We start from the raw sequence: 22,610 nt of genomic DNA, 5'->3' as shown, positions 1-22,610 counted from the left end.
GCATCCGCCAATGACGGATGCCTAAGTTGGTTTAGTTTATTATTTCTTGTCTTCGTTTACTTCTTCGTAATCTACATCAGAAACTCCGTCACCGGAATTTTCTGCTCCAGATGAAGCTCCTGCATCAGCACCCGGCTGAGCTCCAGCTCCCTGAGTTGCATTGTAGATTTCTTGTGAAGCTGCTTCCCAAGCCTTATTCAAACCTTCCATGGCAGAATCAACTCCAGCCAAATCTTGAGACTGATGAGCGGCTTTCAAAGTGTCAAGTGCTCCTGAAATGGCAGTTTTGTTACCTTCAGAAAGTTTGTCACCATATTCTTTCAACTGCTTTTCAGTTTGGAAGATCAAGCTGTCAGCTTGGTTCAACTTGTCGATTTTTTCTTTCTCAGCTTTATCAGCAGCTGCATTTGCTTCTGCCTCTTTCTTCATTCTGTCGATTTCTTCCTGAGAAAGACCAGAAGAAGCTTCGATTTTAATCTTTTGCTCTTTGCCAGTTCCTTTGTCTTTAGCAGACACATTCAGGATACCATTCGCATCGATATCAAAAGTAACTTCAATTTGAGGTACCCCTCTTGGTGCTGGCGGAATATCCGTTAACTGGAATCTACCAATAGTTCTGTTATCCTTCGCCAATGGTCTCTCACCTTGTAGGACGTGAATATCTACTGCTGGCTGATTGTCAGCCGCTGTAGAGAAAACCTCTGATTTTTTGGTTGGAATAGTCGTATTTGCTTCAATCAATTTGGTCATTACTCCACCCATGGTTTCGATACCAAGAGAAAGAGGAGTTACATCCAATAGCAATACATCTTTCACTTCTCCAGTCAAGACACCACCTTGAATAGCAGCACCGATAGCTACTACCTCATCAGGATTAACGCCCTTAGAAGGTTTCTTGCCGAAGAATTTCTCTACTTCTTCTTGGATTTTTGGTATTCTGGTAGAACCACCTACCAAGATTACTTCATCTATGTCAGATGGAGACATTCCTGCATCTGCCAAAGCCTTTTTACATGGCTCCATAGATCTTTTAACCAAATCCTCAGAAAGTTGCTCGAACTTAGATCTGCTTAAGTTTCTTACCAAGTGCTTAGGGCCTGACTGAGTGGCAGTAATGTAAGGAAGGTTGATTTCTGTAGATGAAGAGCTGGATAATTCAATCTTTGCTTTTTCTGCTGCTTCTTTCAATCTCTGAAGAGCCATTGGATCTTTTCTCAAATCGATTTGCTCTTCAGCCTGGAATTCAGAAGCCAACCAGTTGATGATTACTTGGTCGAAGTCATCACCACCCAAGTGTACGTCACCGTTGGTAGACTTTACTTCAAATACGCCGTCACCCAATTCAAGAATTGAAATATCGAATGTACCACCACCAAGGTCATACACTGCGATTTTCATGTCTTGGTTTTTCTTATCCATACCATAAGCCAATGCAGCTGCAGTAGGCTCGTTGATGATACGCTTTACTTCCAAACCAGCGATTTGACCGGCTTCCTTCGTAGCTTGACGCTCTGCATCATTGAAGTAAGCTGGTACTGTGATTACCGCTTCTGTTACTTCCTGTCCCAAGAAGTCTTCTGCTGTACTCTTCATTTTTTGAAGAATCATCGCAGAAATTTCCTGAGGAGTATATGATCTGTCACCGATTTTTACGGCAACTGTATCGTTTGATCCTTGTTCTACTTTATAAGAAGCGTGTTTTTTCTCTTCTGATACTTCAGAGAACTTCTTACCCATAAATCTCTTTACGGAGGAAATGGTATTGCCCGGGTTGGTAATTGCCTGACGCTTTGCAGGATCACCCACCTTGCGCTCTCCATTTCCATTGTCAAGAAAAGCCACAATTGATGGAGTGGTTCTTCTTCCTTCACTGTTTTGGATGACTACAGGCTCGTTACCCTCCATTACAGCTACGCAGGAGTTGGTGGTACCCAAGTCAATGCCTATAATTTTTCCCATGATTATAAATTTTAATTTAGTTGCTGAATTAATACGTCTCCCTATCTTCAATGCTTATGCCAGCCCATATTTTTCTTTTATTCGTGTCACAATGGCAGAAAATAAGACAATTTTTTAGCTGGATTTTCAGTTTTTGTCAAGACAACTCGGAATTTGGCTGAGATTATGACAGGCAAAAAAAATATTGTGCCATGCAACTTTCATTCGCTACATAGCATCTTAAGATTATGAGAAAAGTAATTTTTAGATCCTTCAAATCGGAAAAAGCTAAGTGGATGTTTGTTTTGCTTCTAGGGTTCTCATTTTGGAGCATTAGGGAGTTGTTCCAGATGTATTTATGTAATTGGGAGACTTGGGAAAGCTGGATTCCTGATTATCATTTTTTAAACTTTAAACGAATATTGTTCACGGTTTTTAGCAAATAGTGCCTTTTTCCAAACACAGGCTGTTTTGATTTCAACTTTCGCTTTTAAAAAATGTAGGCTGGAGAAGAAGATTCTCAGCCAAACCTGTTTTATCTTAAAGGGTTAAAAAAACGTATATGAGTCAGGGTATTTTTCTACAGGATATTTATATATATCCCATCAAATCATTGGGAGGAATTCGAATGGAGGTCTGTCGGGTGGAGGAGAGAGGATTTGAATTTGACAGAAGATGGATGCTGATTGATCCTCAGGGAAGGTTTGTCACTCAGAGAGAATATCCCCGATTGGCCTTGTTGAAAGTACAGTTGGAATCTGATTTTCTGAAAGTATATTCTTCAGAAAGACCTGAGGATTACATTCAAATCCCTTTAATTTTAGAAGGATATGAGTCAGTGGAAGTAGTAGTATGGGATGATACCATGCTCGCCAAAAAATTAGATCCGAATATCGATAGATGGTTTTCCGAAAAATTGGGCATGGGGGTTCATTTGGTCAAAATGCCTGAAACCACACATAGACTTGTGAGTCCTAAGTACGCTGTCAAAAATGAGTCTGTCAGTTTTGCAGATGGCATGCCGTATTTGCTGATAGGACAAGAGTCCTTGGATGATCTCAACACCCGGCTGGAAAGGACGGTGCCGATGGATAGGTTTAGACCTAACTTGGTTTTCAGTGGAGCCAAAGCTTATGAGGAAGATTCTTGGAAGACGCTTAAGGTAGGCGAGGTCGATTTTCAAATAGTGAAACCTTGTGCCCGCTGTGTGATGACTACCATAGATCAGGAAAATGCAACAAAAAGTAAGGAACCTCTTAAAACTCTAGCAAGCTATAGAACTGTCAATAGCAAAGTTCTTTTCGGGCAAAATATGGTGGCATTATCTCATGGTATTCTCAAAATCGGTGATTCAGTTCAGGTAATTTCTTCCTGAGTATGTGGTTCCTTCAATTTTCCGACAAATAGAAAAGCCCCAATCAGTGAAATTGGGGCTTTTTTAAGCTAAGACTGTCTTTTTTGAAGGTTACAGATCCCAAGTGATTTAGGAAATGAAGTACCTAATGGGTTGTATTTCTATTTTCAAAAACTGCTTTTTTTAGAAAGAAAACCCAGTAGTAAGTTTGAAAAATGAATCATTACCTTCTACCAAGTCAGTTCCGAAAGAAAACCTCGCAAAAGGTCCGCCTTTTGGATCTGCAAACTGAATATAGGGACCAAGCCATTGATATACATCGGTAGATTCAGCGACATTGGATCCGCCTGAATTGATTAAGTGCTCGTAATGAGCTCCAAGGGATAGAAAGCTGTTTGCTTTAAAACCATAATTTACCCAGTAATGGATAAAAGACAAAGTGGTTCCATTTGCAAAGGTTTCATCTCTGAGAGGAGCGTAATACCCGAAGTATAATTGACCTTCAGTCTTAGCTTTGTTAAGATTTATAGTAAGGTTAGGTACTATCCCATCTCCAAAAACTGCTGGTCCATCGGCTCCCGAGCTTAATAAATTACCACCAAGAACACCTATTTGAGGGTTGATATTGATCCCCTCTGACACCGTAAAGTTGGCGCCAATGCCAAATTCCGTCCAGTTTCCCCATCCACCTCCAGTACCACCTGACCAAAGGATTCCATAAAAGGTAAAGCTCGCTTTATCCGAAAAACCATAAGAACCAGCGAAGGTTGGATAAAAGCCAAAAAACTGATCTGAGTTTAGGCTGGCACTAAAATTAAATTCTTTTTCTTCTTGAGCCTGAGCTTTGTTAATTCCAGACAGAAGAAGAATTGCTGCCATAGCAAGCCCAGCTATGGCTGACCTTAGAGAAAGTCTTCTTTTCATAAGTTTAAAGGTTTGTTTTAGTAAAAGTTTCAATTTGAACTGAAAATCATAGAAAAAGCAGAATGATTTCTAATTCAGGTTGAATTTAAAACCAAAAAAATAATAAATACAACTTTTTTTAAAAAATATGGTAAAAAAAATAACCATATATTATCAAATAATCATTATTTGTTCGATTTACTGTTTATTTCATAATTCAAAGGAGGATTATTTCAATACAAAATGAATAGATGGGAAAAAAAAGCCCCAAACTCAAGTTGAGTTGGGGCGATTATTCTGACTGAGTATATTTTTTTAAGAAAAACTTTTCACCGTTTGGATAAATACTTTAACCATTTCAGGGTCTATGTCTGGATATACTCCGTGTCCTAAATTTGCAATATGTCTGCCGCCTTTAAATTGCTCCATCATTTGTATAGTGGTGGCTCTTACCTGGTCTGGGTTGCCATATAGAGCAGCAGGATCCAGATTTCCTTGTAAGGTCTTATTTTCTCCAATCATCTTTCTGGATTCAGAAATCCCCATATTCCAATCTAAGCCTATGGTTTCACAGTTTAATTTCCCCATGGCTTCTCTTGCGAAAAAGGCTCCCTTTGCAAAAACTGTTTTAGGAACTTCATTTACTGCATCACAGATTTGTCGGATATATCGAAGGGAAAACTCTTCATATTGTTCTGGTCCTAATATTCCGGCCCAACTATCAAAAATCTGAACCAAGTCTGCACCTGCTTGAATTTGAGCTTTGAGATAGTTGACAGTACTGTCAGTAATCATCTGAAGCAATTGGTGCGATAATTTAGGCTCTGTATAGAGCATCGCTCTAGCTTTGGAGAAAGTTTTGCTGCCACTTCCTTCAACCATATAGGCAAAAATTGTCCACGGTGCTCCTGCAAATCCGATTAGAGGAACTCGTCCATTCAACTCTTTTTTGGTGATTTCTATGGCTTTGATAACATAACTCAAGTCATTTGCTCCATCGGCAACCCGAAGTTTTTGAAGATCAGAAGCCGAGCTCACCGTGTTTGGAAACCAAGGTCCTCTTTTCTCTACCATTTCATAAGGTAATCCCATCGCTTCCGGTATTACCAAAATGTCTGAAAAAATGATTGCTGCATCCACTCCCAAAAGATCAACAGGCTGAATGGTTACCTCAGCCGCTAGCTCTGGAGTTTGCGCTAATTCGATAAAACCGGAAACAGATTCTCTTACGGCTCTGTATTCAGGTAGAATTCTACCTGCCTGGCGCATGAGCCAAACAGGAGTTCTCTCCACTTTTTCACCTTTTGCTGCTCTCAGCAGCAGATCGTTTTGGATTTGCATGGTGCAAAGATAGGAAGCAAATAATATTTGGCAGATAATTCTTACTCATAAAAAAAGACCGGAATCAAGTTCCGGTCCTAATTTTCTTTAAAGTGCACAGTTGTTTTTAATTTCTAGGATAGGTTTTTATAAAATCCTCTTCTTCTATCCCATAATACTCCATAGTAGCTGAGTAATCCGAGTAGTCCATTCTAAAGTTGGCAGGATCTGCAGGAATTACAATTGCCCGGAAAATTTGATTTTGGGTGAAATCTGAACCTAAAGTGGAAGGATCAATTGCGCCATCTAAGAAGCAAATCACATCTCTTCGGGTAAAGTCAAAATTATAAACCAAAATACCATTGTCCAGATAATAAGTTTGAGGCATTAGTCTCCAAATATCTTCACCTTCAAACTCTCCCACTAATAAGTAAACCAAGACCTTATCACTTGCTAAATTGGCAGAAGGAAATGTGAATGAAATTTGGTAATCATTGGCGGATGTAAAATTACCCCCAAATTCAAAGGCTTTCCCTACAATAGTTACTCCATCTAAACCATCCAATCCTGGAGGTCCTGGAGGTCCCATTGGACCTTCACATGCCTGAAAAGCCAATAAGGCTATAAGGCTGAAAATTGCGCTAAGTCTTTTCATGTTTAATTATGGGTTAAGTGATTAAAAGAATTTAAACTAGATCGAAAACTTAGAGACGCAACTCTTGTTCAAAATAGTTTAGTTTATTAAAATATTATTTGGTAATTGATTTAATCTTTAACACGAAATTTTGGGATAGAAAGTTGGTTAAAAATCCTTAAGAGGAGATTTACTCCTTAACTGGAGCGATAACTCTTACCTCACTTTCGGAAATTATCTGGTCAATATATATTCCGGTCAAAGTCAGGTTGGCAGAGTCAGCATAAGTTTTTAATTCCTCCTTCACAGTTTCCGGTCCAGGCATCACCCATTTATTTCCCCTAATCGTAGCAAGTAAATAGCTTGATTCAGTAAAAATCCGGGTTTCATATTTCTCGCCTGTGAGCGATTGATTTAATCCGATGAATACTTTCATCGTGTCTAATTTACCTGCTGGCTCCACTTCATAGATGGTATGAAGGCTAGATCCTGGACGTAAGTTTTTTTGCCCTTCCATTTCCTTAAAGGCTTCTGCAAGCTTCTCATCTTGAGGTATGCCTACAAAATAGATTCCGCTGAGAGGTGGAGGCGTTTTTTGCTCCCAAGTAATTTCAATTGGATTTTTTCCTCCAAGATTTACAAAAACGTAATAGGCTGAAGCCCCTAGAAAAAGAAGAACCAATAGAATTACAAAAACCTTCTTTGCCATAATCAGAATAAGTATCGAACTCCAATCCCGCCTTGACCTTTGATATGGCCCACTCTATCCAACAGCTCCAAAAAGAATCCTACCTCTGCGAAAACTGAAATAGGGGCTTCACTGAAATAATATTCCGCTCCCCCGAATAACTCAGGCCCAAAATCAATATTGCTTCTTTCTTCTGTTCTTGGTACTAATCCGGGACCTCCGACCTGGCCTTGGCTGTAGGAGTAATTTACTCTTGTGGAGCGCAATTGGGCGCCTATCCCTGCATAACTTAAAAGATAGCCTTCAGTGATTTCAAACATATCTGTGATGTCTTCATGCAAAGCTATTCTTCCGTGGATTGATGCTCCTTTTTTGGCACTGTGACCAATATAAAAGGCATTGGATGCAGGAGGATTATTTTCAAAATCTCTCTGATAATAAGAGTTTCCATTGACTCCTCCGCTTCCGACCATCAGTTCCCAGGAAATGTAGTCATCAAAGAAGTCTTTGTAAGTCAAAGAAAATGGTTCTCCTAGGCGAACGCCTGCTCCTCTTTCCTGTGCCATAGCAAAAAAAGGCAACAGAAATAAAAGTGTTACTAATCTGTATTTCACGATAATAGTTGGTTTTTGAACTTCTAAGCAAAATTCGGGCTAAATAGCCATCGTTTTCAATTGCATTTGATGCAATTGGGTATAATAGCCACCTTGGTTCAGTAAAGAATCATGCGTTCCCTGCTCTACTATTTCACCTTTATGCAAGACAATAATTTTATCTGCCTTTTGAATAGTGGAAAGCCTGTGAGCAATGACAATGGAGGTTCTCCCTTTCATCATCCTCTCTATAGACTCCTGAATTAGTTCTTCTGTCTCGGTATCTACAGAAGATGTCGCCTCATCCAAGATGATGATTTCAGGATTATATACCATTGCTCGGACAAAGGATATCAGCTGACGCTGCCCAACTGACAAAGTCGCACCTCTTTCCATTACGTTGTAATCCAAACCTCCTGGAAGGCGCTCAATAAATTTCTTTGCACCAACCATTTCAGCTGCTTCCATTACTTGCTCTTTACTGATATTGGGATTGCCTAAAGTGATGTTGTAGTAAATGGTATTGGAAAAAAGGAACACGTCCTGTAATACAACCCCTATGTGTTTTCTTAAAGTGCTTAATTCAAATTCCCGAATATCTGTTCCGTCGATGGTAATGGAGCCTTTATTGATTTCATAAAAGCGGGAAAGCAAATTGATAATAGAAGATTTCCCAGCCCCTGTAGCTCCGACCAGTGCTACCGTTTGCCCTGGTTTTACTTCGAAATTGATATTTTTCAATACATAATCTTCATCAACATAAGCAAACCAAAGATCTTTGACTTGAATATCTCCTTTGACTTTTTCAGGGCTGAAATTCCCTTCATTAGCAATATGTTCCTTGCTATCCAGCAATTTGAAGATTCTGGAAGAACTCACCACACCCATTTGAAGTGTATTGAATCTATCAGCAATCATCCGAATTGGACGGAAAAAAAGCTGTAAATACATGATAAAGGAAATCAAAACGCCTATTTGGAGTTCCATGCCCAAAACTCCCACAGCTCCATACCATACCACTAATCCAATACCGATAGCTTGGATGATTTCAGCAACCGGAAAATAAATGGAATAGTATAGAACTGATCGAATATGCGCTCTTCTATGCTCGCGATTTATTTCTTTGAATTTTTCAAACTCTCTATCCTCCCGGTTGAAAATCTGTACAATATTCATCCCCGTGATGTGCTCCTGAAGGAATGAGTTGAGGTTAGAAACAGCATTCCTCACATCATTGAAAGTCACCTTAATTTTCTCTTTGAAAATGTAGGTCGAAATGATCATCAATGGCAGTGTACATAAACTGACTAATGTAAGCTTCCAGTCGATATAGAACATCACTCCTAAAATGGTTACTAACTGAAGAAGGTCACCAATAATAGCAGCAAGTCCCTCGCTGAATACATCGGCCAGCGTTTCTATATCGGAGATATTTCTAGTAACTAATCTACCGATAGGAGTATTGTCGAAAAATTTCAATTTTAATTTCAATAAGTGATTGTAGAGTCGAACTCTTAAATCTCGGATGATCACTTGACCGATCCAGCCTGAATAATAGGTGTGTGCCCACTGAACAATAGCCTGTAAAATCATCAGACCCACCAAAATGTAGATCATTCGAATCAGTCCCTGACTATCTCCAATTGCTACATAGTCATCGATGGCGACTTGAATAAAATAGGGTCTTGTTGGGGCCAAAAGGGCTAAAGCAATAGTCAAGAATACCAAAAAATAGAATTGGGCCTTATAAGGCTTTACGTATTGATAAAGCTGCCTCAGTACTTTGGTGTCGACTATTTCGCCGGATGATTCTTTTTCTTTCTGTAAGCTCAAGGTATGCTAATCTAAGTAAATATTTTCCGGATATACGATTTTGCTCAGGAATAGCCCCTTTGCCGGAGCAGCCTTTCCAGCTTTGTTTCGATCTTTGGATTGAATTATTTCATCCATTGATTCCACTGGCTTTTTTCCCAAACCTATATCCACTAAAGTTCCGACAATCGCCCGTACCATGCCACGTAAAAAACGATTAGCGGTTATATGGAATAACAATTCCCCGTCTTTTTGTTCCCAGTGGGCTTGTTTTATTTGACATCTGAAATGATTGACTTCAGTATGGACTTTACTGAAACATTCGAAGTCCTCATAATTCAGTAAAATTAAAGCTGCATCATTCATTTTCTGGAGATCAGGAGTGAAAAAAGAAGTCCACGCAAATTCATCTAAAAATGGGCTTTTTCTGAAAATCATCCTGTAAACATAAGATCTCTCTATCGCGTCGAATCGGGCATGTGCATCATCAGTAACTTTCCTAATCGAATGAATGGCAATTTCCTTAGGAAGAATTCCATTGAGTCCTTTGAGTAATTTTTCCCGGTCAAATCCATGAGGAATATCCACATGACAAACTTGCATGCTGGCATGAACACCGGTGTCAGTTCTTCCGCTTCCCATGATAGTCATGGGTGTTTTAAAATAGGTGCTCAGGGCAGACTCGATGGATTCCTGCACCGTAAAGGCGTTTTGTTGAATCTGCCAACCATGAAAAGGACCTCCATGGTAACTCAATTCCAGAAAATATCGCTGAATCCTGCTCATAAGGCGCAAAGATACAATTCCTGCCTGATTCCGATAGCTTCCATAAGGCTTTCCTTGTGAAAGCGGGGATTTGGGCTTTTCTTTGCCAAAAATTATAGAAAAATGATTCAGCGCGTTCAAACCATATTTCTTTTCTTGGTAGTCATCTGTATGGGAGTGACTATTGGTTCAACTCTTTGGGTACAAAACCAAACTGGCTCAGGTACTGCAGATTCCTGGGAGTTAACTGCCTTTGTGTTGAATAATTTAGACTCTACCGGAGAAGTGATTCAATCCTCTTCCAAGTGGTATATTGCCACATTAGCTTCATTTGCCGGTTTATTAGCTTTGATTTCAATTTTTCAATACAAGAATCGAACCCGTCAGATGATGTTTAACATGATCAATAGTTTGATTATGGTAGGCTTGGTTGTTGCCGTGTTTCTTACAACAAATGGAATCAACTCAGCAATCAATGCAGTAGAATCAGGCAGCTATCAGTTAGGTTTTTGGGTTATTTTGGCTGCAATGGTCTTTAATATGCTAGCCAATCGATTTATTAGAAAAGATGAGGCTCTAGTCAGGTCTGTTGATCGGATTAGATAAAAGAAAGCCCTGAAACTTAAATTTTTCAGGGCTTTTTTTACCAAAATCTGATTCCAAGGGTAGGGTAGAAGGTTTTAAAATTTTCCGTTGCGATCACACCCACCCGGATCGAAATATTGTCATTGAGTTTTCTCTTATAAAAAGCCTGCATCGTCCTGCCTGAAAAAAGCTGGCTAGATTCCTGATTTAGTAAATAACCCACTCCAAAGGTATTTCTTCTTTGTCTTTGTACTTTTCCAAATTCCCAGGAAAATTCTGCATAGGCAAACCAGTTGCCATTTACTCTTACATTCCCATTTTCTCTTTCTGGAAAATAAATGGTGTTGGTAATAGATCCTCCTACCGAAAATTGCCGGAGATTTAAGTGAGACCGAAATCCAACTATGGGAGTAAAATCCCCACCTGTAAAATCGAGGCCTACGGGAAAGGTTAATTCCAGGCTTTCCACGTAAGGGACATAGTTTGCCTCGATTTTATAAATGACTCCACTTACACTGGTTTGGTAGTAGTTTTCAGTAAGCCGATACGTTAGTTTGGTGAATTCTGGAAAATCAGTGGCCTTTTCTAAAAGTGGCTCAAAAGTAAGTTGCAAGGTCTCTTGTTCATACTCCTTGTGATTGTATAAAAGAAGAAGAGTTCCTTCATTGGGTAATTTAAAGGCCAATGTGTCCGTGACTGGATAATTTGCATCTGCCCAGATCAAATCATTTCCATTTAAAGGATTTTCAAATTTTTGTGCCGTTGTTACGTGGAAAAGTAGCAGGCTCAAAAGGAAGGTGAGGGTTAAATTTTTCATTTGATAATAATAGTTAGTGGTTTTTTGTCTGATTTTGTGAGAGACTTTGCAGTGGGAGTGGAGGCTTCGCCCCAATTTTCTCGAGGACCACTGCCTATCCGGATTTTCGGTTTTACTTGAAGACCCCAAGAAATTGCTACGCTGTGATAAGTCTCTTCTGCCGTCTCTGTGGGAGGGATGAACTTTCCACGTTTTTCCAGATCTATTCCCTTGACTGCAATTGAGGTTTTCAAGTCCAATAAGTCCTCTTTGTTGACTTGAGGAATGAATTCTGGAACTCGCTCAATTTTTTTGATTTCTCCCTCCTTTGTTGTTTGATTTGGCGATTCAGCTGTTTGCTTTTTCGGTGAGGTAATTTCAGGTCCTTCTTTCGCCACTAATTCTTGGCTGGAGTTTTCAGCTACCGATTCAATACTATTCTGCTTTATTTCTACATCCCTGTTTCCTTGACGTATTTGATAAATTCCCAATAGAAGCAATCCCGTGATAGATGCTGCAATCAAAAAAGGCTTCCATCCAATTCCAATTTTCTCATTATCAAGCTCTTTTTCGATTCGATTCCATGTCAAATCTGATGGAGAATAAGAGGGTAATTCATTTAGGTTTTTATCCAACTGAGCATCAAAATCTTGCTGCTGCATGATTTTATCCCAGCTATCGCTCTTTGGAGTATGTTGCGGAAGATTTTTCATGCCTGTAGCAAAGTTTGAATTCTGACCTTCAGTAATTTCTTGGCGTAGTTCAATTGAGACTTGGAGGTGCTTTCACTGATTCCCAAAAGTTTTGCAGCCTCTTGATGGGGGTATCCCTCTACAGCCACTAACATAAATACAGCTCTTGATCCAGGCGGAAGACTTCGAATTGCTTGATCCAATAATTCTCCGTCAAACCAAGCTTCAAATTGATCTTCTCCTTGTTCAGGATGAAGATCCAGTTTTTCAAATTTGAACTGTCTTTTTGCTTTTTTGATCGCTTTTCGGGCTGTGATCGTTTTCATCCAGGAGAGTAAAGCCTCCGGATATTTTAGATGACGGATTTGTTGGAAAATCTCTACATAGCTGTCTTGCAATACATCCTGCGCCAATTCCTCATCATCCAACATTCTAAAGGCAAGTGAATAGATCATGCGTTTGGTTAATTCGAAGAGTTGAAATTGAGCTTTTCGATCTTGAGCGATGACTTGCTCTATTAACTGCTGGTCGAGTGGAATTTGATTCATTTTTTCTGATTCTAATATGAAGAGCCGGCAAAAGCCAAAAAGGTTGGAATAGATCACAGAATATTTAAAAAAAGTTTATGTGATACTTCTCCTATTTCATTCCGATTTACTTTCTTAATTTTCCGAAAATGCAAAAAAATGAAATTCGAAACCCTAGCAATACATAAAGGAAATACCAATTCGGATAAAAATAATCCGGTTGTTCAACCTATCACACTGAGTACTACTTTCCATCACGGAGAGGGTGAAATGCTTTATACTAGAGCAAATAATCCCAATAGGCAGTCCTTGGAGCAAGTAATTGCAGTTTTGGAAAGGGGAGAAGATGCAGCTGCTTTTTCCTCAGGGAATGCTGCAGGAACAGCTGTTTTTCAGGCATTGGAACCGGGTTCTCACATTGTAGCTCCTGATGACATGTATCATGGACTTCATAATTCCATGACCATGTTATTCAAGGGAGTTCATGAGGTAAGCTTTGTAGACATGTCCAATCTTGAAGAAGTGAAAAAAGCAATTCGGCCTAACACTAAATTATTTTGGGTTGAGACTCCTTCCAATCCCTTGTTGAAAGTCACAGACATCAGGAAAATCTCCGAGCTTGCAAAAGCCCAAAAAGCGCTATTGGTTTGCGATAATACTTTTGCAACGCCAGTATTTCAAAATCCACTATTGCTTGGCGCAGACATGGTCATGCATAGCAGTACAAAGTATTTTGGAGGGCATAGCGATATCTTAGGTGGAGCCTTGGTTACTAAAAGTAAAAATGATTTTTGGGAGAAAATCAAAACCGTTCAGAAAGTAGGAGGAGCTGTTCCTTCTGCGATGGATTGTTATTGGTTGTGTCGCAGCATAAGGACTCTTGCCTATAGGATGAAAGGTCATGCTGAGCATGCCATGATTCTGGCGGAGTATTTAAGCGTTCACCCAAAAGTAGAAAAAGTACATTATCCAGGATTGAAATCTCATCCGGGACATGAGGTGGCAGCGGGTCAAATGAGCGGGTTTGGAGGAATTGTTTCTTTTCAAATTAAGGGAGATGCCCAAAGGGCAGATCAATTCATCTCTCATCTTCAACTTTTTGCAAATGCAACCAGTCTAGGAGGAGTGGAGAGTTTGATCGAAAGAAGAGCTGCTGTAGAAGGTCCAGAAACTAAAACTCCGCCAAATTTGATTCGAATTTCTGTAGGTTTAGAGCATACCGATGATTTGCTGGAGGATTTGGATCATGCTTTTTCCAAGGTTTAATCATTCAAAAGGGTATCCCTTTCTAATCCAGTTACCTAAACCACCTTCTAAATGGTATATTTTGCTATATCCATTTTTAGCCAAGAACTCAGAAGCTTGCAAGCTCCTGACTCCTGCGCTACAATAAATCAAGATTTCTTGGTCTTTAGGGAGTTTTAGAATTTCATCCTGAAAATCGGCTCGATAAAAATCGATGGAAATAGCACTGGGGATTTTGCCTGAAGCAATCTCCTCGGCTGTCCTAACATCTACCAAAAGTGCTTTTCCGGAGGAAAGCTTTTCAGAAAATTCTTTCTCGTCCAGCGAGACAACCGAATTTTTTACTACTTCAGAGGATTGATTTTCTCCTTTTGGAGTACAGGCCAATACGCTGGTTATGAAGAGAAGTAATAGAGCTAGGTTTTTCATACAGCAAAAAAAAGAAGGTTTCTTCTGATTTTTGGTGATTTTTTTCACATTTCTTCAATAGGATACAAACAAAAGCTGATACAAATCATAGAATTTTTAGAAAATTAGTTTTATACTTAGGGAAGCAAATGGCAAAATGATGAGAATTCCCAAGGCTCAAATATTCGAAGCGTGTAAACTCAAGCAAGAGCAGATTATTTCTGATTTTAAGACAGAAATATCCAATTTAAAAAGTGAAATCTATGATCGGGATGTTATTCCAAGTCAAGGTGACTCAAGCTCTTCAGAGCGTCACCAGGTCTTGCTCAGATATGAGCAGGAGCTTGAACATTTGGAACAGGAGTTAGGTGTTTTGGATTCTATTTCTGAGGGAAAGGTGAGTGAAAAAGTTGAACTTGGAGCGGTAGTAATTACTGATTCTCTCAGTTTTTTTGTTTCGATTTCTGCTGAAGAGTTGAAAGTAAATGGTGGTAAAATCTTCGGTATCTCCGTTCAGGCTCCACTGTATAAGGCCATGAAAGGAAAGAAAAAGGGGGATACTTTTTCTATCAATCAAAAGCAATATGAGATTTTGGATGTGTATTAATTTCCTTACAAATTGATTGTTTTTCAAGAATTTAGAGAATTATATTAGGATTTTTCTTAACTTTTTAGAGGGTTATCCAATAAAACACAACCATGCCAGCACAAGCCTTAGAATTAATCTTAGGTAGACAGTTTGTCGATAGTCTCAGTATGCCAGCGTTTTTGGTAGATACGGAAGGCAATTTATTATTTTACAATGAACCTGCTGAACAAATATTTGGGCTTAGATTTGGTGAGACTGGTGGGATGAGAGTAGAGGAATGGTCTACTATTTTTACACCTACAGATAAAAACGGAAAACCTCTTCCTCCAGAAGGACTACCACTCGTAAAGACCCTGACATCCAAAGAACCGGCGCATGGATCTTTTTATATAGATAATTTGAACGGAGAAAGGATTTTTATCACGGTGACGGCATTTCCAATTATTGGTAGGCCAGATCGGTATCTAGGAGCTATGGCTATGTTTTGGAAAAGCGAAATGCTATGAATATCAAAGTTTGGGGCTGTCGAGGATCCCTTCCTTCTCCAGGACCTGAAAATAATAAATACGGAGGGAATACATCCTGCGTCCAAGTCTACGATAAGGATACCTGTATTATTTTGGATGCTGGCTCTGGTATCCAAAGGCTTGGAAGGTTTTTGAGTCCGGAAATTAAGGAAATTCACATTTTGCTGACTCATCTTCACATAGATCACACTATGGGGCTTGGCTTTTTTATTCCACTTTACAATCCTACGGTGAAGGTGCATTTGTGGGGTCCCTCATCTAGTACAGATCCATTATTGCAAAGACTGAGAAAGTATTTTTCAGCTCCCTTATTTCCAGTAAGACTTGGAGATTTACCCAATCATCCGATCATTCATGAGTTAAGTATGACAGAATTTGAGCTCGGAAAATTCAAAATCAGGTCAGAATATGTTTGCCATCCGGGACCGACTTTAGCTTTCAGAGTTCAATACGGAGATTCAATCTTTGCCTACATTCCCGATCACGAATTAAGAATTGGGTCGGCTGATTTTCCTAATAATCCAGAATGGACAAGTGGCTTTGAAATCGCAAATAATGCCGACTTATTATTTCATGATGGATCATATACGATGAAAGAATATCCCCAAAAAATTGGTTGGGGACATAGCGCAGTAAAGGATGTTATTTCATTTGCCCAAATGTGCAAGGTCAAGAGGCTTGCTGTATTTCACCATGAACCCACCAATACCGATCAGCAACTAGATGAGATTCTTATGAATAATTTGAAGCATCAAGCATTTGATTTTCAAATTGAGATGTGTATGGAGGGAAATACTTATTCTTTTTAAGGCTATTAGAAACGTTGATTGTCAATTTTCCGGATACCAGTTTCTCAATCTAACTTCTATTTCTGGAGTAGATCCATTTACCAAGGTTTTAAATTTCTCTACATCACTCAATCCATTTCCTCCTCGGTAATGATAGGGATAAACTATTCCCGGTTTGAATGCTGACACTGCACTTGCAGCCTGTTCTACATCCATGGTGTAAGGAAGATTCATGCATACAAAAGCAACATCAATATTATTTAAGGATCTCATTTCAGGTATGTCTTCTGTATCTCCTGATAGGTAAAAGTTCTTTTCTCCCAGATTCAAAATATATCCATTCCCACGTCCTTTTGGATGTCTGGAATCAGATGTTTCGGGTAAATTGTACATGGGTATAGCCGAAATTTCTATTCCTAAGAGACTTTTCGTCTCTCCATTCCCCAAAACTTCCACACTCTTGTATGTGTTGGCTGGCAGTTTTTCAGCTACAGCCGAAGGTGCGATGATAATGGTTTGGCTAAGATCTAAGCCATCCAATGTTTCTTGATTATGGTGGTCTCCGTGAATATCAGTGATCAATACTATATCTGCCTTTTTTTGCTTGGAGAATCGCTCTGCACCACCGTAAGGATCGACATAAATTGTTATGTCCTCATATTCCAAAACCACTGTTCCATGCAGGATGGGAGTAACTTTTACAGGGCTTTTTTCGGTAGGAATTATATCTTGTGCAAATCCGATACTGGTAAAGAAGAGGAAAAGAATGGTGAGTTTTTTCATGGTGAATGTATTTGGAGTTTAACAAGAAAAGCCTAAATGCTGTTTGGATATTTGATTTAATATCGGGTATTTATCGATTATATTCTACAATATTTTACAAGATTCACATTATGAAGAAACTTTTAATATCGACTGGCGGAGGTGATTGTCCGGGGTTGAATGCAGTTATTAGGGGCATAACCAAAAGAGCTTTACAGGAAGGAGGATGGGAAGTTTGGGGAAGTTTTGAAGCATTTAATGGATTGATGGAAGAACCTTCCAGATTGATCAAATTAGATGAGAAAAATACGGCAGGAATTCATGTTTTGGGAGGGACTATACTAGGAACTACCAACAAGGGGAATCCTATCAGATTCTCCGAAAAGCAAGCTGATGGAAGCATCAAGATAGTTAACAAGATTCCAGATTTGGTGGCAAAATTAAAAGCTGAAGGCTTTGAAGCAGTAATCAATATTGGGGGTGATGGTTCACAGGAAATATCTCAGGCTATGTATGAAGCAGGATTACCAGTTGTTGGAGTACCTAAAACCATCGATAATGACTTGTCTTCCACTGATTTCACTTTTGGTTTCCAAACTGCCGTTCAGATAGCCACAGATTCATTTGATAGGTTAGTAACAACTGCAGCCAGTCACCATAGGGTGATGATCATGGAAGTGATGGGCAGAAATGCCGGTTGGATTGCGCTTTACACTGCCATTGCAGGAGGAGCTGAAATCTGCCTGATTCCTGAAATTCCCTATGACCTTGATGAAGTGGTCGAAAAAATCGAGTCCAGATATAATAAGGGGAGAGGATTTGTAAACATTGTCATTGCCGAAGGAGCACATGCCAAAGAAGGCTCAATTACTTCCAGCCAGGGAGAAGAAGGAAGAATTTCCGTTCGTCTGGGTGGAGTAGCTTACACTCTCAGTGAACAATTGAAGGCTGCTGGAATTGATGCAGATATCAGAGAGACAGTTCTGGGTCATACCCAGCGAGGAGGAACTCCGATTGCTTTTGATAGAGTGATAGCTTCTGTTTTTGGGGTAAAAGCTTTTGAGTTGGTTTTGGAGAAAAAATTTGGACAATTAATCGTCCTGTTGAATAATGAGTATACTTCAGTACCAATCAAGGAAGCAATTTCCGCATACAATTATGTAGATCCAAAGGGAACCTTGGTAGAGGCAGCGAAAGGATTAGGGATTAGTTTTGGAGACTGAAAGTTATAATATTCTAATTCCCTTGGCCATCAAACCAGCAAGAATTGGAATGATAATTAAAAGGATTAATTCAGTATAAACGGACCACCTGACCAACTTGGGGATATTGACAATTTGGTCGGGAAGTCCTTTCCCTTGTTTGATAAAGAAAACAGTAGGATAGATCGAAATTAGTCCAATTGCGATAAATAAACCTAGTTTCAAGTGAAAGGTAGGATTCTGGCTGTAAAACTCAGTGGGTTTTCCATATCCACCCAACCAGAGGGTTAAGCCGACAGCAAGGAGCGTTAGAGCCGAAATACCGTAAAGTCCATCGATTTTTCCAAGAACTTGAATTTGCTTTCTGTTTAATGATTTTTCTATCAAAAAAAACTCAGCGATTAATGTTCCTGCTAAAGCAAATACGGAAACAAAATGAAGGTAGCGTAACAAAATCTCCATAATAAAAATGATTGAACCTCAGGAAATATCGCTAATTATGAAATGAAATCAAATGGTTATTTATCAGTAATAAGGAGGGATTAGAAAGTCAGAATGACTAGATTATACAAAGGGGATAATTTCTTTTTTGGTGATTTTTCTCATTTCAAATTTTTTATTTCTGACTTTCTTTTACCCTGCCCATCCTTCTCTATCCAGGCTTCGGTATTGTATAGCTTCTGCTAGGTGTTCTACTTTAATATCGGCTGAATCCGCAATATCAGCAATGGTTCTGGCTACTTTCAGGATTCTGTCATAGGCTCTGGCTGATAAGCCAAGCCTTTCCATAGCAGTTTTGAGTAGAGCCTTGCCAGCTTCATTGATTTGGCAAACTTCCTTCACCATATGAGAAGGCATCATGGCATTACAATAGACTTCAGGATTGTTGGAGAAACGCTCTTTTTGCCTATCCCTTCCCTGAATTACACGTTCTCGAATAGCTTTGCTGGATTCACTCTTTCTGGTGGAGGTCATCTCATCAAATTTCACTGGAGTCACTTCCACATGTAAGTCTATTCGGTCTAGAAGAGGACCTGAAACTTTGTTTAGGTAGCGTTGAACTATGCCTGGGCCGCAAACACACTCTTTTTCCGGGTGATTGTAATACCCGCATGGGCAAGGGTTCATACTTGCGATCAGCATAAAATTCGCAGGATAGTCTACTGAAACTTTTGCTCTAGAAATGGTCACTTTCCGCTCTTCCAAAGGTTGTCGCATTACCTCTAGAACTGTTCTTTTGAACTCGGGTAATTCGTCTAAAAAAAGAACTCCATTATGAGCCAGGGAGATTTCTCCAGGTTGGGGATTACCTCCTCCACCGACTAAGGCTACATCTGAAATCGTATGATGGGGACTTCGAAATGGTCTATTGGCCAATAAAGAGGCATTCTTTCCTAATTTTCCCGCAACTGAATGTATTTTTGTAGCTTCCAGAGCTTCCTGTAAGGATAGTGGAGGCAATATCGAAGGCAGTCTTTTAGCCAGCATAGTTTTTCCTGCCCCGGGAGGTCCAATCATAATGACATTGTGTCCTCCAGCAGCAGCGATTTCCATAGCCCTTTTGATATTTTCCTGACCTTGTACATCTGCAAAATCAAACTCTATATCGTCCAGCGAGTGATAGAATATTTCCCTAGTATCAGTAATCAAAGGCTCTATGGCAAGGTCCCCCATCAAAAAATCGGCTGCTTGATTTAAGGTTTCTACTCCGATGATATCCAAACTATTGACGATAGAGGCTTCCTTGGCATTTTCCAAAGGAAGAATAAAGCCTTTAAAGCCTCTTTTTCTAGCTTCAATCGCAATAGGCAGTACTCCTTTGATCGGCCGAAGTTTACCATCTAATGCGAGTTCGCCCATGATGACGTATTTGTCTAGTTCCGGAAACTCTACCTGTTCAGATGCCTGTAAAATTCCCATAGCAATGGGCAGATCATAGGCAGATCCTTCTTTTCTGATATCAGCAGGTGCAAGGTTGATTACTACTTTTTGTCGGGGCATTCTAAACCCAAAATATTTCAAAGCTGACTCCACCCTTTGCTGAGATTCTTTCACAGCAGAATCTGGTAGGCCTACCATGTAAAAACTGGTGCCTTGTCCAACATTGACTTCTATTGTGATAAGATTTGCGTCTACTCCCGAGACTGCGCTTCCAAAAGTTTTTGCGACCATAATGAAAAAAGGAAACCGATTGGTTTCCTTAAATATACTATTAGTTAATAATTATTCCTTAATCCTTAGTGAAATTTTGTCGTGGAGGAAGTGTTCCAGATTCAGATTCAGAACTTTTCGTTGGAGCTGATTTAGGCTTTTCCGGTAAGTCAGGATGCTCAAAATCATAGATTTTAGCTTTCAGTTTATTGATCTCAATTTCCATTTTGTTGATTTTGGAATTTTGAGATGAGGAAACTGCTTTACCTATTCCCCAACTAATCAAGAACAAGACAAAACCAATCAAAAGGATAGTTACCATGGACTGAGAGGTGACTTCCTGCATTCCAAAAAGCTCTCCTAAGGTGTCAAAAGCCATAAAAAACACCAAATAAAGAAGGAAATAGACCAACAGGACAATCTGAAGTACTTGGTGAAACTTTTTCATAATTCTATCAATTAAATTTTTCGAATATACTAAACTGACTGAATACTGGAAAGCTTTTGATATAAGCCATCTCTTTGCATCAGCTCTGTATGTGTGCCTCTTTGAACGATCCTTCCCTTTTCAATCACGAGAATTTCATCTGCATGTTGGATGGTACTTAGCCGATGGGCAATTACCAAAGTGGTTCTATTTTTCATCAATTTGGTAAGGGCTTCCTGGACAAGTAGTTCAGATTCAGAGTCCAGTGCTGAAGTTGCCTCGTCCAAAATCAAAATTGGAGGGTTTTTTAGAACTGCTCTGGCAATACTCAGTCTTTGTCTTTGGCCTCCCGAAAGTAGAGAGCCTCGTTCTCCTATGCTACTTTGGTAGCCATCCTCCATCTTTATGATGAACTCATGAGCATTGGCAATTTTGGCAGCCTCTATTACTTGTTCTTCGATAATGTTTTCAAGGCCAAAAGCTATGTTATTGAAAACAGTGTCATTGAATAAAATGGATTCTTGGGTGACTATTCCCATGAGCCTTCTAAGACCTTCCATGTCAAACTTTCTCAGGTCTTTTCCATCTAACAGGATTTCCCCTTCCGTAGGATCATAAAATCTGGGGACTAAGTCTGCAAGCGTAGATTTCCCTCCCCCTGAAGGACCTACCAGTGCGATTGTCTTCCCTTTTTCCAAAGAAAAATTGATGTTCTGAAGCACCTTTTGATCTTGGTAAGCAAAGCTGACATTTTTGAATTCAATGCTTTGATTGAATCCTTCCGGAAATATGGGCCTTTCAGGATTTTTTATTTTCGAAGGAGTATCGACTACTTCGAAAATACGTTCAGCAGAGGCTATTCCTCTTTGAATACTGCTAACTGCTCTAGAGATTTCTTTGGCTGGATTGAGTACCTGCGTAAAGATGATAATGTAGGTGATAAAGTCTGATGCGCTTAAGTCTGAATTTCCACTTAATACCAAACTGCCACCATATACAAGAATCCCTGCAACTACAGTGACTCCCAAAAACTGGGAAATAGGAGAGGCTAACTCATTTTTACGGGCCATATTCACATTGACGGCTGCATAGTAATCAGTTTCCTGATCAAATTTACCAAACATGAATCGCTCAGCGTTGAAAGCTTTGATTACCCGCATTCCTCCTAAAGTCTCGTCTAGGATATTGACAATTCTACCCAAAGATTGCTGACTTTGAACAGCTCTTTTTTTCAAGCGACGGGTAATCCCTCCTATAATTGCTCCAGAAATAGGAATAATTAAAATGGTGAACAGAGTCAATTTGACAGACATGAAAAACAGCACGGCAAAATAGAGAATGATGGTCGCTGGCTCTCTGAAAACAACTCTCAATGACTGTACAATAGTGTTTTCAACTTCCTGAACATCATTTGTCATTTTTGACATCAGATCACCTTTTCGTTCATTGGAAAAATATCCAATGTGAAACCTAGTCACCTGACCGAATATATCGGAGCGCATATGCTTGATGACAACAGCGCGAACTTTGGCTAATACTACTCCCGAGAGATAGGTGAATAAGTTGGAAAGAAAAACGGAGCAAACAATAATGATACAGACGAATATCAGGGTTCCCACCTTTCCATAATCATCCTGAATATCAAGAAAATAATGATTGAATAAGCCCGTAAAGTATTCAATAGACAGAGAGAATTCAGGTAGAGCTCTGTATTGCTCCAAGGTCTGAGGGTCTACTTGCTCAAATATGACATCAAATAAGGGCTTTAATAAAGTGAAGTTTACTAAGCCGAAAATGATGGAAAAAAGCGTGTAGAGAATATATGTGGGAACGAATCTTCCAAAGGGTCTAGCGTAGGATAGAATTCGTAAATAAGTCTTCATGCAGGTTTATTCGGTAATCAA

Annotated in this window: 24 protein-coding genes; 7 read left to right on the top strand and 17 right to left on the bottom strand. The window is 39.5% G+C overall.

The window, feature by feature from the left end; all coding sequences use genetic code 11:
• Positions 1–39: 39 nt before the first annotated feature.
• Positions 40–1,959: a molecular chaperone DnaK gene (gene dnaK / locus GYM62_RS13645; RefSeq protein ID WP_219956837.1), complete on the bottom strand. Its 1,920-nt coding sequence runs from the start codon at positions 1,957–1,959 to the stop codon at positions 40–42.
• Positions 1,960–2,500: 541 nt separating this feature from the next.
• Here dnaK and GYM62_RS13640 point away from each other — a divergent pair.
• Positions 2,501–3,313, top strand: a complete 813-nt coding sequence (locus GYM62_RS13640; protein WP_255590383.1) for an MOSC domain-containing protein — start codon at positions 2,501–2,503, stop codon at positions 3,311–3,313.
• Positions 3,314–3,475: 162 nt separating this feature from the next.
• Here GYM62_RS13640 and GYM62_RS13635 read toward each other — a convergent pair whose 3' ends face one another.
• The 7 genes from GYM62_RS13635 to truA form a co-directional block, all read right to left on the bottom strand.
• Positions 3,476–4,216, bottom strand: a complete 741-nt coding sequence (locus tag GYM62_RS13635) for a DUF6733 family protein (RefSeq protein ID WP_219956836.1) — start codon at positions 4,214–4,216, stop codon at positions 3,476–3,478.
• 294 nt (positions 4,217–4,510) lie between these two features.
• Entirely contained in the window at positions 4,511–5,536 is a 1,026-nt protein-coding gene (gene hemE, locus GYM62_RS13630; protein WP_219956835.1) for a uroporphyrinogen decarboxylase, read from the bottom strand.
• A gap of 106 nt (positions 5,537–5,642) precedes the next feature.
• Positions 5,643–6,170, bottom strand: coding sequence for a hypothetical protein (locus GYM62_RS13625; RefSeq protein ID WP_219956834.1), 528 nt, complete (start codon positions 6,168–6,170; stop codon positions 5,643–5,645).
• A 169-nt stretch (positions 6,171–6,339) separates the two neighbouring features.
• A complete protein-coding gene (locus GYM62_RS13620; RefSeq protein WP_219956833.1) occupies positions 6,340–6,858 on the bottom strand; it encodes a hypothetical protein in 519 nt (172 codons plus the stop codon).
• 2 nt (positions 6,859–6,860) lie between these two features.
• The gene (locus tag GYM62_RS13615) at positions 6,861–7,451 is read right to left on the bottom strand and encodes a hypothetical protein (protein ID WP_219956832.1); all 591 of its coding nucleotides are present in this window, start codon (positions 7,449–7,451) and stop codon (positions 6,861–6,863) included.
• Between the two features lie 39 nt (positions 7,452–7,490).
• Positions 7,491–9,263 (bottom strand): ABC transporter ATP-binding protein, encoded by a 1,773-nt coding sequence (locus GYM62_RS13610; RefSeq protein WP_219956831.1) that lies wholly within the window; start codon positions 9,261–9,263, stop codon positions 7,491–7,493.
• A 6-nt stretch (positions 9,264–9,269) separates the two neighbouring features.
• On the bottom strand, positions 9,270–10,028 hold the full coding sequence (gene truA, locus GYM62_RS13605) for a tRNA pseudouridine(38-40) synthase TruA (RefSeq protein WP_219956830.1): 759 nt from the start codon (positions 10,026–10,028) through the stop codon (positions 9,270–9,272).
• Between the two features lie 102 nt (positions 10,029–10,130).
• Between truA and GYM62_RS13600 the strand changes: the two genes are divergently transcribed.
• Positions 10,131–10,613 (top strand): DUF4293 domain-containing protein, encoded by a 483-nt coding sequence (locus GYM62_RS13600; protein WP_219956829.1) that lies wholly within the window; start codon positions 10,131–10,133, stop codon positions 10,611–10,613.
• Between the two features lie 37 nt (positions 10,614–10,650).
• Here GYM62_RS13600 and GYM62_RS13595 read toward each other — a convergent pair whose 3' ends face one another.
• Genes GYM62_RS13595 through GYM62_RS13585 form a run of 3 tightly spaced genes read right to left on the bottom strand, consistent with a single transcriptional unit; the run spans position 10,651 to position 12,628 of the window.
• Positions 10,651–11,409, bottom strand: a complete 759-nt coding sequence (locus tag GYM62_RS13595; RefSeq protein WP_219956828.1) for a hypothetical protein — start codon at positions 11,407–11,409, stop codon at positions 10,651–10,653.
• On the bottom strand, positions 11,406–12,101 hold the full coding sequence (locus GYM62_RS13590; RefSeq protein WP_219956827.1) for a hypothetical protein: 696 nt from the start codon (positions 12,099–12,101) through the stop codon (positions 11,406–11,408). Before GYM62_RS13590 ends, GYM62_RS13595 begins: the two co-directional genes overlap by 4 nt.
• Entirely contained in the window at positions 12,098–12,628 is a 531-nt protein-coding gene (locus tag GYM62_RS13585) for an RNA polymerase sigma factor (protein ID WP_219956826.1), read from the bottom strand. Before GYM62_RS13585 ends, GYM62_RS13590 begins: the two co-directional genes overlap by 4 nt.
• A gap of 138 nt (positions 12,629–12,766) precedes the next feature.
• Here GYM62_RS13585 and GYM62_RS13580 point away from each other — a divergent pair, with 138 nt between their 5' ends.
• Positions 12,767–13,873 (top strand): PLP-dependent aspartate aminotransferase family protein, encoded by a 1,107-nt coding sequence (locus tag GYM62_RS13580; protein ID WP_219956825.1) that lies wholly within the window; start codon positions 12,767–12,769, stop codon positions 13,871–13,873.
• On the opposite strand, the gene GYM62_RS13575 is transcribed toward GYM62_RS13580, so the two are convergent.
• Entirely contained in the window at positions 13,874–14,281 is a 408-nt protein-coding gene (locus tag GYM62_RS13575) for a rhodanese-like domain-containing protein (RefSeq protein WP_219956824.1), read from the bottom strand.
• 136 nt (positions 14,282–14,417) lie between these two features.
• Here GYM62_RS13575 and GYM62_RS13570 point away from each other — a divergent pair, with 136 nt between their 5' ends.
• The 3 genes from GYM62_RS13570 to GYM62_RS13560 all read left to right on the top strand — a co-directional run bounded on the left by GYM62_RS13570 (position 14,418) and on the right by GYM62_RS13560 (position 16,185).
• Complete coding sequence (locus GYM62_RS13570; protein ID WP_219956823.1) at positions 14,418–14,867, top strand: hypothetical protein; 450 nt, start codon at positions 14,418–14,420, stop codon at positions 14,865–14,867.
• 92 nt (positions 14,868–14,959) lie between these two features.
• Positions 14,960–15,355 (top strand): PAS domain-containing protein, encoded by a 396-nt coding sequence (locus GYM62_RS13565; RefSeq protein WP_219956822.1) that lies wholly within the window; start codon positions 14,960–14,962, stop codon positions 15,353–15,355.
• Entirely contained in the window at positions 15,352–16,185 is an 834-nt protein-coding gene (locus GYM62_RS13560) for an MBL fold metallo-hydrolase (protein WP_219956821.1), read from the top strand. Before GYM62_RS13565 ends, GYM62_RS13560 begins: the two co-directional genes overlap by 4 nt.
• Before the next feature lie 21 nt (positions 16,186–16,206).
• On the opposite strand, the gene GYM62_RS13555 is transcribed toward GYM62_RS13560, so the two are convergent.
• Positions 16,207–16,947 carry an MBL fold metallo-hydrolase gene (locus tag GYM62_RS13555; RefSeq protein WP_219956820.1) on the bottom strand — a complete coding sequence of 247 codons (741 nt, stop codon included), beginning with the start codon at positions 16,945–16,947 and terminating at the stop codon, positions 16,207–16,209.
• 110 nt (positions 16,948–17,057) lie between these two features.
• Between GYM62_RS13555 and GYM62_RS13550 the strand changes: the two genes are divergently transcribed.
• Positions 17,058–18,149, top strand: coding sequence for a 6-phosphofructokinase (locus tag GYM62_RS13550; protein WP_219956819.1), 1,092 nt, complete (start codon positions 17,058–17,060; stop codon positions 18,147–18,149).
• A 3-nt stretch (positions 18,150–18,152) separates the two neighbouring features.
• On the opposite strand, the gene GYM62_RS13545 is transcribed toward GYM62_RS13550, so the two are convergent.
• The 4 genes from GYM62_RS13545 to GYM62_RS13530 form a co-directional block, all read right to left on the bottom strand.
• Positions 18,153–18,590, bottom strand: coding sequence for a DUF2214 family protein (locus GYM62_RS13545; protein WP_219956818.1), 438 nt, complete (start codon positions 18,588–18,590; stop codon positions 18,153–18,155).
• A 171-nt stretch (positions 18,591–18,761) separates the two neighbouring features.
• The gene (locus GYM62_RS13540; protein WP_091648630.1) at positions 18,762–20,300 is read right to left on the bottom strand and encodes a YifB family Mg chelatase-like AAA ATPase; all 1,539 of its coding nucleotides are present in this window, start codon (positions 20,298–20,300) and stop codon (positions 18,762–18,764) included.
• A 58-nt stretch (positions 20,301–20,358) separates the two neighbouring features.
• A complete protein-coding gene (locus GYM62_RS13535; protein WP_219956817.1) occupies positions 20,359–20,727 on the bottom strand; it encodes a hypothetical protein in 369 nt (122 codons plus the stop codon).
• Between the two features lie 29 nt (positions 20,728–20,756).
• Positions 20,757–22,589, bottom strand: coding sequence for an ABC transporter ATP-binding protein (locus GYM62_RS13530; protein ID WP_219956816.1), 1,833 nt, complete (start codon positions 22,587–22,589; stop codon positions 20,757–20,759).
• Positions 22,590–22,610 lie beyond the last annotated feature (21 nt).

Origin of the sequence: Algoriphagus sp. NBT04N3 (genome assembly GCF_019443765.1) — a bacterium.
In the GTDB taxonomy this organism is placed as follows: Bacteria; Bacteroidota; Bacteroidia; order Cytophagales; family Cyclobacteriaceae; genus Algoriphagus; species Algoriphagus ornithinivorans.
The sequence above is the reverse complement of the archived record's forward strand: the minus strand, read 5'-3'. Positions and strand labels throughout refer to the sequence as shown.